This is a genomic window from Mycolicibacterium litorale (assembly GCF_010731695.1).
GTDB classification, from domain to species: domain Bacteria; phylum Actinomycetota; class Actinomycetes; order Mycobacteriales; family Mycobacteriaceae; genus Mycobacterium; species Mycobacterium litorale.
The window spans coordinates 3,076,441-3,090,127 of record NZ_AP022586.1 but is presented as its reverse complement, the minus strand read 5'-3'; the positions used below and the strand labels follow the sequence as shown (position 1 = coordinate 3,090,127).

The 13,687-nt window shown below is 68.6% G+C and carries 14 protein-coding genes and 1 pseudogene; 8 read left to right on the top strand and 7 right to left on the bottom strand.

Going from position 1 to position 13,687, the window contains the following annotated elements; all coding sequences use genetic code 11:
- Positions 1-8: 8 nt before the first annotated feature.
- A complete protein-coding gene (arcA, locus tag G6N30_RS14665) occupies positions 9-1,247 on the top strand; it encodes an arginine deiminase (protein ID WP_134053962.1) in 1,239 nt (412 codons plus the stop codon).
- Positions 1,248-1,267: 20 nt separating this feature from the next.
- Complete coding sequence (locus G6N30_RS14660; protein WP_134053960.1) at positions 1,268-2,203, top strand: sigma-70 family RNA polymerase sigma factor; 936 nt, start codon at positions 1,268-1,270, stop codon at positions 2,201-2,203.
- On the opposite strand, the pseudogene G6N30_RS14655 reads toward G6N30_RS14660, so the two are convergent.
- A pseudogene (locus G6N30_RS14655) lies at positions 2,148-2,807 on the bottom strand (carboxymuconolactone decarboxylase family protein); the annotation flags it as partial. The gene G6N30_RS14660 and the pseudogene G6N30_RS14655 overlap by 56 nt on opposite strands.
- Positions 2,808-2,873: 66 nt before the next feature.
- On the opposite strand from G6N30_RS14655, the gene G6N30_RS14650 reads away from it, so the two are divergent.
- Together G6N30_RS14650 and G6N30_RS14645 are read left to right on the top strand one after the other, a co-directional pair.
- On the top strand, positions 2,874-3,242 hold the full coding sequence (locus tag G6N30_RS14650) for a hypothetical protein (protein ID WP_134053956.1): 369 nt from the start codon (positions 2,874-2,876) through the stop codon (positions 3,240-3,242).
- A 66-nt stretch (positions 3,243-3,308) separates the two neighbouring features.
- Positions 3,309-4,478, top strand: a complete 1,170-nt coding sequence (locus G6N30_RS14645) for an AI-2E family transporter (RefSeq protein WP_134053954.1) — start codon at positions 3,309-3,311, stop codon at positions 4,476-4,478.
- 4 nt (positions 4,479-4,482) lie between these two features.
- On the opposite strand, the gene G6N30_RS14640 is transcribed toward G6N30_RS14645, so the two are convergent.
- From G6N30_RS14640 to sdhC, 4 genes are read right to left on the bottom strand one after another with little or no spacing between them, the layout of a single operon-like run.
- A complete protein-coding gene (locus tag G6N30_RS14640) occupies positions 4,483-5,259 on the bottom strand; it encodes a succinate dehydrogenase iron-sulfur subunit (RefSeq protein ID WP_059094500.1) in 777 nt (258 codons plus the stop codon).
- Positions 5,260-5,293: 34 nt separating this feature from the next.
- Positions 5,294-7,048, bottom strand: coding sequence for a succinate dehydrogenase flavoprotein subunit (gene sdhA / locus G6N30_RS14635; RefSeq protein WP_134053952.1), 1,755 nt, complete (start codon positions 7,046-7,048; stop codon positions 5,294-5,296).
- Positions 7,049-7,062: 14 nt separating this feature from the next.
- A complete protein-coding gene (locus tag G6N30_RS14630; RefSeq protein ID WP_134053950.1) occupies positions 7,063-7,536 on the bottom strand; it encodes a succinate dehydrogenase hydrophobic membrane anchor subunit in 474 nt (157 codons plus the stop codon).
- On the bottom strand, positions 7,533-7,961 hold the full coding sequence (sdhC, locus tag G6N30_RS14625; protein ID WP_134053948.1) for a succinate dehydrogenase, cytochrome b556 subunit: 429 nt from the start codon (positions 7,959-7,961) through the stop codon (positions 7,533-7,535). Before sdhC ends, G6N30_RS14630 begins: the two co-directional genes overlap by 4 nt.
- Positions 7,962-8,192: 231 nt before the next feature.
- Between sdhC and G6N30_RS14620 the strand changes: the two genes are divergently transcribed.
- Genes G6N30_RS14620 through G6N30_RS14605 form a run of 4 tightly spaced genes read left to right on the top strand, consistent with a single transcriptional unit; the run spans position 8,193 to position 11,578 of the window.
- The gene (locus G6N30_RS14620) at positions 8,193-8,618 is read left to right on the top strand and encodes a cytidine deaminase (RefSeq protein WP_134053946.1); all 426 of its coding nucleotides are present in this window, start codon (positions 8,193-8,195) and stop codon (positions 8,616-8,618) included.
- Positions 8,615-9,943 (top strand): thymidine phosphorylase, encoded by a 1,329-nt coding sequence (locus tag G6N30_RS14615; RefSeq protein WP_134053944.1) that lies wholly within the window; start codon positions 8,615-8,617, stop codon positions 9,941-9,943. The genes G6N30_RS14620 and G6N30_RS14615 overlap by 4 nt, the downstream gene beginning before the upstream one ends.
- A 37-nt stretch (positions 9,944-9,980) precedes the next feature.
- Entirely contained in the window at positions 9,981-11,069 is a 1,089-nt protein-coding gene (locus G6N30_RS14610) for an adenosine deaminase (protein WP_134053942.1), read from the top strand.
- Positions 11,066-11,578, top strand: coding sequence for a MarR family winged helix-turn-helix transcriptional regulator (locus tag G6N30_RS14605; RefSeq protein WP_234880137.1), 513 nt, complete (start codon positions 11,066-11,068; stop codon positions 11,576-11,578). The genes G6N30_RS14610 and G6N30_RS14605 overlap by 4 nt, the downstream gene beginning before the upstream one ends.
- A gap of 1 nt (position 11,579) precedes the next feature.
- On the opposite strand, the gene G6N30_RS14600 is transcribed toward G6N30_RS14605, so the two are convergent.
- Together G6N30_RS14600 and satS are read right to left on the bottom strand one after the other, a co-directional pair.
- The gene (locus G6N30_RS14600; protein ID WP_134053940.1) at positions 11,580-12,326 is read right to left on the bottom strand and encodes an SDR family NAD(P)-dependent oxidoreductase; all 747 of its coding nucleotides are present in this window, start codon (positions 12,324-12,326) and stop codon (positions 11,580-11,582) included.
- 78 nt (positions 12,327-12,404) lie between these two features.
- The gene (gene satS / locus G6N30_RS14595; RefSeq protein WP_134053938.1) at positions 12,405-13,679 is read right to left on the bottom strand and encodes a protein export chaperone SatS; all 1,275 of its coding nucleotides are present in this window, start codon (positions 13,677-13,679) and stop codon (positions 12,405-12,407) included.
- Positions 13,680-13,687 lie beyond the last annotated feature (8 nt).

The window sequence follows — 13,687 nt, the reverse complement described above, 5'->3', positions numbered from 1 at the left end:
GCGCGTCGATGACTGATCTCGCCACCACCTACGGTGTGCACTCGGAAGTGGGCAAGCTGCGCAAGGTGCTGGTCTGCGCCCCCGGACTGGCTCACGAGCGACTGACCCCGTCCAATTGCGATGCCCTGCTGTTCGACGACGTGCTGTGGGTGCAGAACGCGCGCCGCGACCACTTCGACTTCGTCGCCAAGATGCGCGACCGCGGCGTGGAAGTGGTCGAGCTGCACAACCTGCTGACGGAAACCATGGCGCTCCCCGACGCCAGGGAGTGGCTGCTGGACCGCAAGATCGTCGCCAACGAGGTGGGTCCCGGTCTGGTCGAGGACACCCGGGCATACCTCGACTCACTGGAGCCGCGACGATTGGCCGAACTCCTCATCGGGGGCATGTCGACCACCGACCTCCCTGCCGACATGCGGTCGGGCTACCTCGCCTTGGCGCGCGAATCGCTCGGCGTCGCCGAATATCTCATGCCGCCGCTGCCCAACACCCTCTACACCCGGGACACCACCTGCTGGATCTACGGTGGCTTGACGCTGAACCCGCTGTACTGGCCGGCCCGTCACGACGAGACACTGCTGATGAAGGCGATCTATCAGTTCCATCCCGACTTCGTGAATGCGCGGGTGTGGTGGGGCGACCCCGAACAGCATTGGGGGACAGCCACCCTCGAAGGCGGTGATGTGCTCATCCCGGGTGGCGGTGTGGTGCTGATCGGGATGAGTGAACGCACCTCCCGTCAGGCGATAACCCAGGTGGCCGCCGAACTGTTCAGGCACGGCGTGGCGGCGCACATCATCGTCGCGGGTATGCCGAAACTGCGCTCGGCGATGCACCTCGACACGGTGTTCACGTTCGCCGACCGCGACGTGGTCACCGTCTATCCGCACATCGTCGACGCGATCCACACCTTCTCGCTGCGTCCGTCGGACACTGCGATCGGTGTCGACGTCATCGAGGAGAACAAGCCGTTCATCGAGGTGGTGGCCGCCGCGCTCGACATCGGTGCGCTGCGCGTCGTCGAAACCGGGGGGAGCGCATACGAATCGGAGCGTCAGCAGTGGGACAGCGGCAATAACCTGGTGGCGATCGAGCCCGGCGTCGTGGTGGCCTACGACCGCAACACCCGAACCAACACGCTGCTGAGGCAAGCGGGGATCGAGGTCATCACGATCGTGGGCGCGGAGCTGGGCCGCGGGCGCGGCGGCGGCCACTGTATGACCTGCCCGATCATCCGCGACCCCTGACCGGTTCTAGACTCGGGCCTATGACCGCGAGCGCGCGGGTGGACGAGTTCGAGAGCCTGCGACCGTATCTGCTGTCCGTGGCCTACCGGTTGACGGGCACGCTGGCCGACGCCGAGGACGCCGTGCAGGACGCGTGGCTGCGGTGGCAGGGCACCGCGGACCGCGTCGAGGTCGCCGATCTGCGGGCCTGGCTGACCACGGTGGTGAGCCGGCTCAGCCTCGACCGGTTGCGGTCGGCGGCGCATCGGCGCGAGAGCTACGTCGGGCAGTGGCTCCCGGAGCCGGTGGTCACCGGCTTCGACGACACCGATCCGCTGGCCGCGGTGGTCGCCGCCGACGACGCCCGGTTCGCCGCGATGGTGGTGCTCGAGCGCCTCACCCCTGATCAGCGGGTCGCCTTCGTGCTGCACGACGGGTTCGCCGTCCCGTTCTCCGAGATCGCCGACGTGCTGGGGATCAGTCCGGCTGCCGCTCGCCAGCTCGCGTCGCGGGCCCGGCGTGCCGTCGCCTCGGCGCCGCCGCCGGTCAGCGACGACACCCACACCGAGATCGCGGGTGCGTTGATGGCGGCGCTGGCGGCCGGTGACATGGAATCCGTTGTGCGACTCCTGCATCCGGACGCCACGTTCACCGGGGACGCGAACCGGCGGGCGCCGACGGCCGCGCAGGTCATCCGCGGCGCCGACAAGGTGGCGCGCTTTCTGTTCGGCCTGGCGCGGCGGTACGGGCCCGGCTGGCTGGAGTCAGCGCAGCCGGCGCTGGTCAACGGTCAGCTCGGCAGCTGGACGCCCGGATCCCCGGCCCGCGACGGATATCCGGCGATGATGCCGCGGGTGACGGCGCTGACCGTGCACGACGGAAAGGTCGTCGCGGTGTACGACATCGCCAACCCGGACAAGTTCACCGGGTCGCCGCTTCGCCGTCGGCCCACGGCACCCGGCACGCATCCGAGCTGAAGCCCTGCTCGGTGATGCCGAGCGCCGAGTACATCCGCGCACGCATGTTCTCCACCCCGACCTGGTAGGTCAGCTCGATCACCCCGGCATCGCCGAAACGGCGGCGCAGGTCGGCGACCTGCTCGTCGGTGATGCCGTGCGGGTCGGTGGTCATCGCATCGGCGTAGGCGATGGCCGCGCGTTCGTCGTCGCTGTAGCGCGGTGAGGTGGCGTAGTCGTCGATGTCATTCAGCCGGTCCACGTCGAGGCCGTCGAGGCGCTGCAGCATCGACCCGAAGTCGACGCACCACGAGCAGCCGACCGTGCGGGCCGTCCAGAACACGGCGAGCTCGCGGACACTGGCGGGTAGGGCCTTGGAGCCGGACTGCAACAGGCCCTCGTGGACCACGTTGGCGACCATCAGCCGCGGATGGTGCGCGGCGACCGCGAACGGTTCGGGCACCTCACCGAAACGGCGTTTGGCCACCCGGTAGAACAGTTTGGTCAGCAGCGACGCGCGCTGCGGGGCAACGGGTTCGATACGCGATGTGTGTGTCATGTCAATCAGACGAGACAGCCCGCCGAAGTGTGACAGCGGGCGTGACGGCGCCGCCCGCGGGCCGGTAATCTATACGCGGGTCATATCGAGTCGGGGCGACTGGGTCAGTTCCACGTAGACGAGGAGTCGCACATGACCATCAGGAGAATCGTCGCGGGAGGCGTCGCCGCCGGCGTCCTCACCGCCGCGGCAGCGGGCGTCGGAATCGCACCGTCGAGCGCCGATCCGGGCTGGAAACCCGACAAGGACCGGGAGTGGATCGACCGCGGTGGGCATGACCGCGGCCCCGGCGATTGGGACAAGTGGTGGCGTGCCAACAAGTGGCGCAACGACGACCGCCCGCCGTGGGGCTGGGGACCGCCCCCGCCGCTGCACTGGCGCGGGCATCCGCCCGCGGTGATCGACTACTGGGGCTACCCGGTGCGCCCGATCTGGGATCCGGGCTTCCACGGCTGGGGGTTCTGGCTGTTCGGTGTCTTCATCCCGGTGATCGTCATCTGACGAGCAGATTCTGTGACTGCGCGCGCAAAGCGTGCGTGGCTGTCCTTCGGCGGGTAATGAAGGGGAGTGCAAGAGCAGACGACTACGGCCCCCAACCGCGGCATGGTCTACGGTGCCCATCTTCGATCGACCGCGGTGGTGGCGGTGCAACTCATCGCGGTCGCCGCCGCCCTGTGGTTGCTCGCCTGGGTGGTGGGCAAGACGTGGGTGATCCTCTTACCGGTGGCGCTCGCCCTGATCGTGTGCACGGTGCTGTGGCCACCGGTGCGCTGGCTGCGCGGCAAGGGGATACCCCCGGCGGCGGCGGTCCTGCTGACGCTGCTGGTCGCGGTCGGGGTCCTGAGCGGTCTGGTCGCCGCGGTGGCGCCGGCGATCGTCGAACAGTCCACCGAGCTGGCACAGCAGGCGACCGCGGGTGTGGTCAAGGTGCGGGACTGGCTCGGTGGCCCACCGCTGAACATCAGTGAGGCCCAGCTGAATTCGGCGGTGGCCGCCATCACCGAGCGGTTGAACTCGAGTAGCGCCCAGATTGCGTCCGGGGTCTTCACCGGCGTGGGGGCCGCGACGTCGGCGCTGGTCACCGTCTTCACCGCCGTGGTCGTCACCTTCTTCCTGCTCAAGGACGGGCCACGCTTCATCCCGTGGTTGCGCCATGCCGTCGGGAACCCCGCCGCCCCGCATGTCGCCGAGGTCCTCGAGCGCGTCTGGTCGACCCTGGGCGGTTTCATCCGCACGCAGGCGCTGGTGAGTCTCGTCGATGCGGTGCTCATCGGAGCGGGCTTGGTGATCCTGGGCGTGCCGTTGGCGTACGCCCTCGCGATCATCACCTTCATCGGCGGGTTCGTGCCGATCGTCGGTGCGTTCGTCGCCGGCGGCCTGGCCGTGCTGATCGCGCTGGTGTCGAACGGTCCGGTGGAAGCGTTGATCGTCCTGGCGATCATCCTCGCGGTGCAGCAGCTCGAAGGGAATGTGCTGCAGCCGTGGCTGCAGGCGAAGTCGATGAAGCTGCACGCGGTGATCGTCCTGCTGGCGGTGACGCTGGGCGCATCGACCTTCGGCGTCATCGGCGCGTTCCTGGCCGTCCCGGTCGCGGCGGCGGCGGCGGTGCTCATCCGCTACTACGACGAGCAGGTGGGTGCGCGGGCCGGTGAGAATCCACCGCCCGAGCAGCCCCAGCAGCCCGAGCAGGCCGAGGACGACGAGGTCAGCCGGACTTCCGCACCCTCGGGACCCTGACGGGCTAGCGCGCGAACATCAGCGCGCGCTTGACCTCCTGGATCGCCTGGGTGATCTGAATGCCACGCGGGCACGCCTCGGTGCAGTTGAACGTCGTACGGCAGCGCCACACCCCGTCGGCATCGTTGAGGATGTCGAGGCGTTCGGCGGCGCCCTCGTCGCGGCTGTCGAAGATGAACCGGTGGGCGTTGACGATCGCGGCCGGACCCACGTACGACCCCTCGGTCCAGTAGATCGGGCAGCTCGTGGTGCACGCCGCGCACAGGATGCACTTGGTCGTGTCGTCGTAGCGGGCGCGGTCGACCTGGCTCTGGATGCGTTCCTTGGTCGGCTGGTTACCGCTGGTCATCAGGTACGGCTTGACCGCGCGGTAGGCGTCGAAGAACGGCTCCATGTCGACCACGAGGTCCTTCTCCACGGGCAGGCCGCGGATCGGCTCGATGGTGATGGTGAGCTGCTTGCTCGCCTTCTTGGGCAGCATGTCGCGCATCAGCACCTTGCACGCCAGCCGGTTCACGCCGTTGATCCGCATGGCGTCGGACCCGCACACGCCGTGCGCGCAGGACCGGCGGAACGTCAGCGTGCCGTCGAGGTACCACTTGACGTAGTGCAGCAGGTTGAGCAGCCGGTCGGTGGGCAGACACGGCACCCGGAAGCTCTGGAAGCCGGCGGCGTCGGGATCCTCCGGATTGAACCGGGCGATCTTCAGCGTCACCATCACCGCCCCCTCGGGCACGGGGGGAGTGGTGGCTTCGTCCTTGGTGATTGCTGGTGCGCTCACTGGAAACTCTTCTCTTCGCGCAAGCGGCTCATCGCTAGTACTTCCGTTCCATCGGCTCGTAGCGGGTCTGCACCACGGGCTTGTAGTCCAGGCGCACATCGGAGAGCAGGTCGGTGCCCTCCTTGTAGGCCATGGTGTGGCGCATGTAGTTGGTGTCGTCGCGGTTGGGGTAGTCCTCGCGGGCGTGGCCGCCGCGGGACTCCTTGCGGTTGAGCGCGCCGACGACGGTGACCTCGGCCAGCTCGAGCAGGAAGCCCAGCTCGATGGCCTCGAGCAGGTCGCTGTTGTAGCGCTTACCCTTGTCCTGCACGGTGATTCGCGAGTAGCGCTCCTTGAGCGCGTGGATGTCGGTCAACGCCTGCTTGAGGGTCTCCTCGGTGCGGAACACCGCGGCGTTGTTGTCCATCGACTGCTGCAGCGCACCGCGGATGTCGGCGACGCGCTCGTTGCCGTGCTCGGAGAGGATGTCGCCGACCCAGCCGACCACCATCTCGGCGGGCCGCTCGGGCATGTCGACGAAGTCGTGGCCGTTGGCGTAGTTCGCGGCGGCGATACCGGCGCGGCGGCCGAACACGTTGATGTCGAGCAGCGAGTTGGTGCCCAGCCGGTTCGCGCCGTGCACCGACACGCACGCGCACTCGCCCGCGGCGTACAGGCCGGGCACGATCGTGGTGTTGTCCCGCAGCACCTGACCGTTGACCGTGGTCGGGATGCCGCCCATGACGTAGTGGCACGTCGGGTAGACGGGCACCAGTTCCTTGACCGGGTCGACGCCCAGGTAGGTGCGGGCGAATTCGGTGATGTCGGGCAGCTTGGCCTCGAGGACGTCCTCGCCGAGGTGGCGCACGTCGATGTAGACGTAGTCCTTGTTCGGTCCGGCGCCGCGACCTTCGAGCACCTCGAGCACCATCGACCGGGCGACGATGTCGCGCGGCGCGAGGTCGACGATGGTCGGGGCGTACCGCTCCATGAAGCGTTCGCCCTCGCCGTTGAGCAACCGCCCGCCCTCGCCGCGCACGGCCTCGGAGATCAGGATGCCCAGCCCGGCCAGACCCGTCGGGTGGAACTGGTGGAACTCCATGTCCTCCAGCGGCAGACCCTTGCGGAAGATGATCCCCAGCCCGTCACCGGTCAGCGTGTGCGCGTTGGAGGTGGTCTTGTACATCCGGCCCGAACCGCCGGTGGCGAACACGATCGCCTTGGCGTGGAAGACGTGGATGTCGCCGGTGGCCAGCTCGTAGGCGATGACGCCGGTGGCGACCGGGCCGCCGGGCGTCTCGGTCAGTGAGATGTCCAGCGCGTAGAACTCGTTGAAGAACTCGACGTCGTGCTTGACGCAGTTCTGATACAGCGTCTGCAGGATCATGTGGCCGGTGCGGTCGGCTGCGTAACAGGCGCGACGCACCGGCGCCTTGCCGTGGTCGCGGGTGTGCCCGCCGAAGCGGCGCTGGTCGATGCGGCCCTCAGGGGTGCGGTTGAACGGCATCCCCATCTTCTCGAGGTCGAGCACCGCGTCGATGGCTTCCTTGCACATGATCTCGACCGCGTCCTGGTCGGCGAGGTAGTCGCCGCCCTTGACGGTGTCGAACGTGTGCCACTCCCAGTTGTCCTCTTCGACGTTGGCCAGCGCGGCGCACATGCCGCCCTGGGCCGCGCCGGTGTGGCTGCGGGTGGGGTAGAGCTTGGTCAGCACCGCGGTGCGCGCGCGAGGACCCGCCTCGACCGCGGCGCGCATACCCGCGCCGCCGGCACCGACGATGACGACGTCGTAGCGATGTTCAATCAACATGTGGGCTCAAGTCCTTAAGAGATGTTCGCGTCGAACGTCAGCAGCACGTAGGTGCCGAGTACCAGGATGAAGATCATCGACAGCGCGAGCAGCGAGTTCAGCCAGAACCGCGTCGAGTCCTTGCGGGCGTAGTCGGAAATGATCACCCGCAGGCCGTTGCCGCCGTGCAGCTGGGCCAGCCACAGCAGCAGCAGATCCCAGGTCTGCCAGAACGGCGAGGACCACCGCTGGGCGACGTAGTTGAAGTCGATGCGGTACACGCCCTGGTCCCACATCAGCATGATGAACAGGTGGCCGAGCGCCAGGAACACCAGCACCAGGCCGGAGAACCGCATGAACAGCCATGCGTACTTCTCGAAGTTCGGCATGCCGCCCGCGCGCTTGGGTGCCCTCGGGTTGTCCAGGCTCGGCGGCCGGTCGTGGCTGCGCTGCATCACGGGCGCGGGCCCGCCCCGGTCGCTGACGTGGTCGTAGGGGTTCGAGCTCATAGGAATCGCTCCGCCATGTGCATGCCGATCACGCCTACCGACGCGATCAGGACTGTGATGAACACGCCCGCCACCACCCACAGCATCTGCCGCTGGTAGCGCGCGCCCTTGGACCAGAAGTCGATGAGGATGACGCGGATGCCGTTGAGCGCGTGGTAGAGCACCGCGGCGACCAGGCCGATCTCCATCAGGCCGATGATCGGGCTCTTGTAGGTCTCGATGACGGCGTTGTAGGCCTCGGGGCTGACCCGCACCAGCGCGGTGTCGACCACGTGCACGAACAGGAAGAAGAAGATCGCCGCCCCGGAGATTCGGTGCAGCACCCACGACCACATACCGGGGTCACCGCGGTAGAGGGTGCGCCGGCGGGACGGTTTGGATCGCGGCGACGGAACGTCGGTATCCGCTGTTGTCGCAGTACTCATTGGTCCTCCAACGCCATCGGTGGACGCTTGGGGCGGGTACGAGAACCTCTGCTGGCCTGAACCACTGCCCCAAACCTCGGGGCGACTCTAAACCCCTTTGTACTGCTGAACGAACTAGCGTGTTGCCGTATGCCCCGCTCAGAGGGCAGAAGTTAGGGTTGCCTATCCGTCACGTCGGGCCCCGTGACGGGATTTTCGGAATCCATTCAGAGGCGCGGCGAGGGAGCGGGAATGTCTCGGGATATCGACTGGGAGATGTTGCGGCGCAAGGCAATTGATGCCTCCGCGCGAGCCTATGCCCCGTACTCGGGGTTTCCGGTCGGGGCGGCTGCTCTGGTCGACGATCACCGGACGGTGGCCGGATGCAATGTGGAGAATGTCTCATATGGCCTGGGTCTCTGTGCGGAGTGCGCTGTGGTCTGCGCCCTTCATTCCAGCGGCGGCGGACGGCTGATCGCACTGTCCTGTGTGGGCCCCGACGCCGAGGTGCTGATGCCGTGCGGTCGCTGCCGTCAGGTGCTCCTCGAACACGGCGGACCGGATCTACTGATCGACCATCCGCTCGGCCCTCGGCCGCTGCGCAAGCTGCTACCGGACGCCTTCGGCCCCGACGACCTCGCCCGCCGCAACCGCCTTCCTGAGGAGGAAAAGCCGTGACGGACTTCACCTTCGATGCGCCGACGGTCATCCGGGTCAAACGCGACGGGGGCGTGCTCACCGACGCGGCGATCGACTGGGTGATCGACGCCTACACCCGGGGGCAGGTGGCCGACGAGCAGATGTCGGCGCTGCTGATGGCGATCTTCCTGCGGGGGATGTCCGCCGCGGAGATCGCGCGCTGGACCGCGGCGATGGTGGCCTCGGGGGAGCGGTTCGACTTCACCGATCTTCGGCGCCCCGGCTCTGATGGCCGCCCGCTCGCACTGGTCGACAAGCACTCCACCGGCGGGGTGGGTGACAAGATCACGATCCCGCTGGTGCCGGTGGTGATGGCCTGCGGCGGTGCGGTGCCCCAGGCCGCGGGCCGCGGCCTCGGGCACACCGGCGGCACCCTCGACAAGCTCGAAGCCATCCCCGGTTTCTCCGCCGAACTGTCCAAATCGCGGATCCGCCAACAACTCAGCGAGATCGGGGCGGCGATCTTCGCCGCGGGAGAGCTGGCCCCGGCGGACCGCAAGATCTACGCGCTGCGCGACGTCACCGCCACCACCGAGTCGCTGCCGTTGATCGCGAGTTCGGTGATGAGCAAGAAGATCGCGGAAGGCGCACGGGCGCTGGTGCTCGACACCAAGGTCGGGTCGGGGGCGTTCCTGCCCGACCAGGACCAGGCCCGCGAACTGGCCCGCACCATGGTCGAGTTGGGCGAGGCCCACGGACTGGTGACCCGCGCTCTGCTGACCGATATGTCGGTGCCGCTCGGCCGGGCCGTCGGCAACGCGGTCGAGGTCGCCGAATCGCTGGAGGTCCTGGCCGGCGGCGGACCCTCCGACGTCGTCGACCTGACGGTGGCGCTGGCCGCCGAGATGCTCGACGCCGCGGGACTCGACGCGAAGGACCCCGCCGAGACGCTGCGCGACGGCACCGCGATGGACTGCTTCCGCGCCCTCGTCGCGGCGCAGGGCGGGGACGTCGGCGCGCTGGACACCGACGCGTTGCCGATCGGTGCCCACAGCGACACCGTCACGGCACCGCGCGATGGCACCATGGGTGACATCGACGCGATGGCGGTGGGTCTGGCGGTGTGGCGGCTCGGGGCGGGCCGCTCGGCACCCGGTGAGCAGGTGCAGTTCGGCGCCGGCCTGCGCATCCACCGCCGTCCCGGTGAGCCGGTCCGCGCGGGCGAGTCGCTGTTCACCCTCTACACCGACACCCCGGCCCGGATCGGTCCTGCCCGCGCCGAACTCGACGGCGCCTGGACCGTCGGGGACAGCGCGCCGCCGCACCGTCCGCTGATCATCGATCGGATCACCAGGACGGTCTGAAGAGGGTCGAAACAGCGAATGTGAGGAGCATGTGCCGATGACGACACCGCTGACGTTGGAGAACATCCGCCAGGCGCCCAAGGCGCTGCTGCACGACCACCTCGACGGCGGGCTGCGCCCGTCGACGGTGCTCGACCTGGCCGCCCAGACCGGATACGACGACCTGCCCGCCGATGACGTCGACGAGCTCGCGTCGTTCTTCCGCACCGCCGCCCACAGCGGATCGCTGGTCCGCTACCTCGAACCGTTCGCCCACACCGTGGGGGTGATGCAGACCGCCGACGCACTGCACCGGGTGGCGTTCGAATGCGTGGAGGACCTCGCCGAGGACAACGTCGTCTACGCCGAGGTGCGGTTCGCCCCGGAACTGCACATCGAAGGCGGGATGACCCTCGATCAGGTGGTCGACGCCGTGCTGGCCGGGTTTGCCGACGGGGAGAAGGCCGCCGCCAGCGCGGGCCGCACGATCACGGTGCGCTGCCTGGTCACCGCGATGCGCCACGCCGCCCGGTCGCGCGAGATCGCCGAACTGGCCATCCGGTTCCGCGACCGCGGCGTCGTCGGGTTCGACATCGCGGGCGCCGAGGCCGGCTACCCGCCCACCCGCCACCTCGACGCCTTCGAGTACATGCGGAGCAACAACGCGCGCTTCACGATTCACGCCGGCGAGGCGTTCGGCCTGCCGTCCATCCACGAGGCCATCGCGTTCTGCGGCGCCGACCGGCTGGGGCACGGCGTGCGCATCGTCGACGACATCACGGTGGCGCCCGACGGGCAGGTGAAGCTGGGCCGGCTGGCGAGCATCCTGCGCGACAAGCGAATCCCGCTGGAGTTGTGCCCGAGTTCGAACGTGCAGACCGGCGCGGTCGCCAGCATCGCCGAGCACCCCTTCGACCTGCTCGCCCGCAGCCGCTTCCGGGTCACGGTCAACACCGACAACCGGCTGATGAGCGACACCACGATGAGCCAGGAGATGTTGCGCCTGGTCGAGGCGTTCGGTTACGGCTGGAGCGATCTGGCGCGCTTCACGATCAACGCGATGAAGTCGTCGTTCATCGCGTTCGACGAGCGGCTCGCGCTCATCGACGACGTCATCAAGCCGCGGTACGCGGTCCTGCTCGGGTGAGCGACGACGACCGTCGACTCGACCCGTCCCAGCGCCGCGCATGGTTGGCCTACATGCGGGTCTACCACCGGCTCGAGTACGAGATGAACCGGCAGCTGCAGAGCGACAGCGGTCTGTCCCTCGCCGATTACACGGTGCTCAACGCCCTGACCAACGCGCCGCGGGATCGCGCCCAGGTCAATGTGCTGGCGACGACGATCGGCTGGGAACGCAGCCGCCTCTCGCATCACCTGCAGCGGATGAGCCGCCGCGGACTCGTGGAGCGGTTGGAGTCCGACGGGGACCGGCGGGCGACCGATGTCGTGCTGACCGACCACGGCCGCCGTGAGTTCGAAGCCGCCGCGCCGGGGCACGCGGCCCGGGTGAAGGCGCTGTTCTTCGCCGATCTCACCCCGGCACAGGACCACGCGCTGGCCGACATCCTCGAGGCGGCGTACGAGTCGATCCTGCGCAACGGCACGTTGCCGCGGCCGGACATCGACGAGGACCGGCCGCGGCGACGGTCGTGACTCAGATCTGCTCGGCGCCGCCGTCGACGAACAGTTCGCTGCCGGTGGCGAAGCTGCTCTGATCCGACGCCAGGAACACCACGGCCGCGGCGATCTCCTCGGGCCTGCCGAGGCGGCCCAGCGGGATCTCGGCGGCCATCGCGTCGAGCATTCCCTGTTGCTGACCGCTCGGAGCCAGCCCCTTGAGCCCTGGCGTCTCGGTCGCTCCCGGTGTGACCGTGTTGACCCGGATGCCGCGGCCGGCCAACTCGGCCGCCCACGTCCTGCCGAACGAGCGGATGGCCGCTTTCGATGCGGCGTAGGCGCTGAAGTCCGGCGTTCCGTTGTGAGCGGAGGTCGAACCCGTCAACACGATCGAGGCTCCCTCGCGAAGCAACGGCAGCACCGCCTGCACCGTGTAGACCGTGCCGAAGACGTTGGTGCCGAACGTCGACTGCAGGTGTTCCGGGGTGATGTCGGGCAGGGCGGCGAACTCGCCGCCGCCGGCATTGGCGAAGAGGACATCCAGACCGCGGCCTCGCGCCGCGATCGCCGCCACGACCGCCTCGAGGTCTTGCGGACGGGACACGTCACCGCGGATTCCGGTGGCGGCGTCACCGATCGATGCGACGGCGGCGTCGAGCGCCTCCTGGCGGCGGCCGGTGAGGAACACGTGAGCGCCCTCGGCGGCCAGTCGCTGTGCGGTGGCCAGTCCGATGCCCGACGTGGCCCCGGTGACGAGGGCGGTCTTGTTCTCCAGTTGCTTCATGACGTGTCTCCGATCGTGGGTTGCGGATATCCGTCCCAACAATCGGTGACATGTCACCTATTCCCGTCGCCCCCCGGGTCACTCCTGACGCAACCGCGATTCGACGAACGCCTCCAGCGCCTCCCACTGCTGCACCGCCTCGGCATACGGCGGCTCAGGGCGTTCGGTGGCGTCCTGGTCGAGTGCGTAGGTGACGAAGGCGCCCAGCGCGGTGCCCTGGTCCAGCGTCTTGTCGACCGTGTTGTCCTCGGCGTACCGGCCGACGTCGCGCAGCAGTTCCAGCGCCAGCTCCAGCTGGTCGCGGTCGATGGTGTCGGGGCCGTCGGCGATGTCGTCGGCCAGTCCGCTGAGCACGTAGACGTTCTCGTCGGTGACCTCCACCTCGAGCGAGCCGTCGGTGGCCGCGGTGCGGATGTCGTCGTAGGTGGCCAGATCCGACAGGTCGTGGTCGTGTTCGTCGGCCAGGTAGCGGGCCAGCGCGCGCTCGGAGCCGAACACGCTGATGCGTCCGTTGCGGCCGAGGAACACCGGCTCGTCCTCGAGGTAGCAGCGCAGCGTGTAGAAGGTGCCCGACCGGGTCATCAACCGCACCGGATCAATGCCGACCTTGAGCCAGAAGTCCTCGTCGCCGCCGAGCACCGCGGCCGCCGCGGGCGACTCCACCGCCTCGGACTCCTCACTGTCCGTCCCGGCGTCCTCGGTCTCCTCGACGGTGGCCGCCGCGTCGACCTCCTCGTCCTCCTCGGGCTCGGGCGCCGGCTGCTCGAGCTCCGCGGCGGCCTTCTCGGATGCGGCCACGTCGACGTCGGGGGTGGTGACGATCTCGTCGATCGCGTCCAGCACGCCGTCCCAGCCGCGGCCGATGACCGCTTCGATCTCGGCCCAGCGCTTGCGGCCGCTGCGGCCCTTGAACGCTTCGCTGCCGCCGCCCAGCGTGCCGAGCATCGGATTGCCGTTGAAGAACTTGGCCACCGCGGGCAGATCGCACACCGACCCGATGGCCGAGGCGATCGCCAGCGCCCGGTGCAGGGTCTCGACGGCGGTCTCGCTGACCTTCTCGGCCGCGGCCTCCGGAACCCCGACGAGGTCGTACTCGCGGTCCTCGCTCGGCTTGAGCCGGTGTGCCGACGCCTCGGTGAGCTTCTCCCACGCCGGATGGTCGGTCAGGTCGTTGTCGGTGTTGGTCCGTACGAAGGCCACCAGATCGGCCACCGACTCGAACGCGTAGAGGTCCTCGTCCTTGCCGAGGAAGGCCTCCCATTCGTCACCGGCATCCCGCCAGCGCGGAGCCCACAGTGTGTAGAGGTCGCCCTTGGTCAGCCCGAGCCGAACCGGCACGATGTCAGCAGCCATGCGGCACA

Coding starts and splice junctions, on each gene's coding strand:
- arcA (WP_134053962.1), top strand. CDS start 9: ATGACTGATCTCGCCACCACCTACGGTGTGCACTCGGAAGTGGGCAAG.
- G6N30_RS14660 (WP_134053960.1), top strand. CDS start 1,268: ATGACCGCGAGCGCGCGGGTGGACGAGTTCGAGAGCCTGCGACCGTAT.
- G6N30_RS14650 (WP_134053956.1), top strand. CDS start 2,874: ATGACCATCAGGAGAATCGTCGCGGGAGGCGTCGCCGCCGGCGTCCTC.
- sdhA (WP_134053952.1), bottom strand. CDS start 7,048: ATGTTGATTGAACATCGCTACGACGTCGTCATCGTCGGTGCCGGCGGC.
- G6N30_RS14630 (WP_134053950.1), bottom strand. CDS start 7,536: ATGAGCTCGAACCCCTACGACCACGTCAGCGACCGGGGCGGGCCCGCG.
- sdhC (WP_134053948.1), bottom strand. CDS start 7,961: ATGAGTACTGCGACAACAGCGGATACCGACGTTCCGTCGCCGCGATCC.
- G6N30_RS14620 (WP_134053946.1), top strand. CDS start 8,193: ATGTCTCGGGATATCGACTGGGAGATGTTGCGGCGCAAGGCAATTGAT.
- G6N30_RS14610 (WP_134053942.1), top strand. CDS start 9,981: ATGACGACACCGCTGACGTTGGAGAACATCCGCCAGGCGCCCAAGGCG.
- G6N30_RS14600 (WP_134053940.1), bottom strand. CDS start 12,326: ATGAAGCAACTGGAGAACAAGACCGCCCTCGTCACCGGGGCCACGTCG.
- satS (WP_134053938.1), bottom strand. CDS start 13,679: ATGGCTGCTGACATCGTGCCGGTTCGGCTCGGGCTGACCAAGGGCGAC.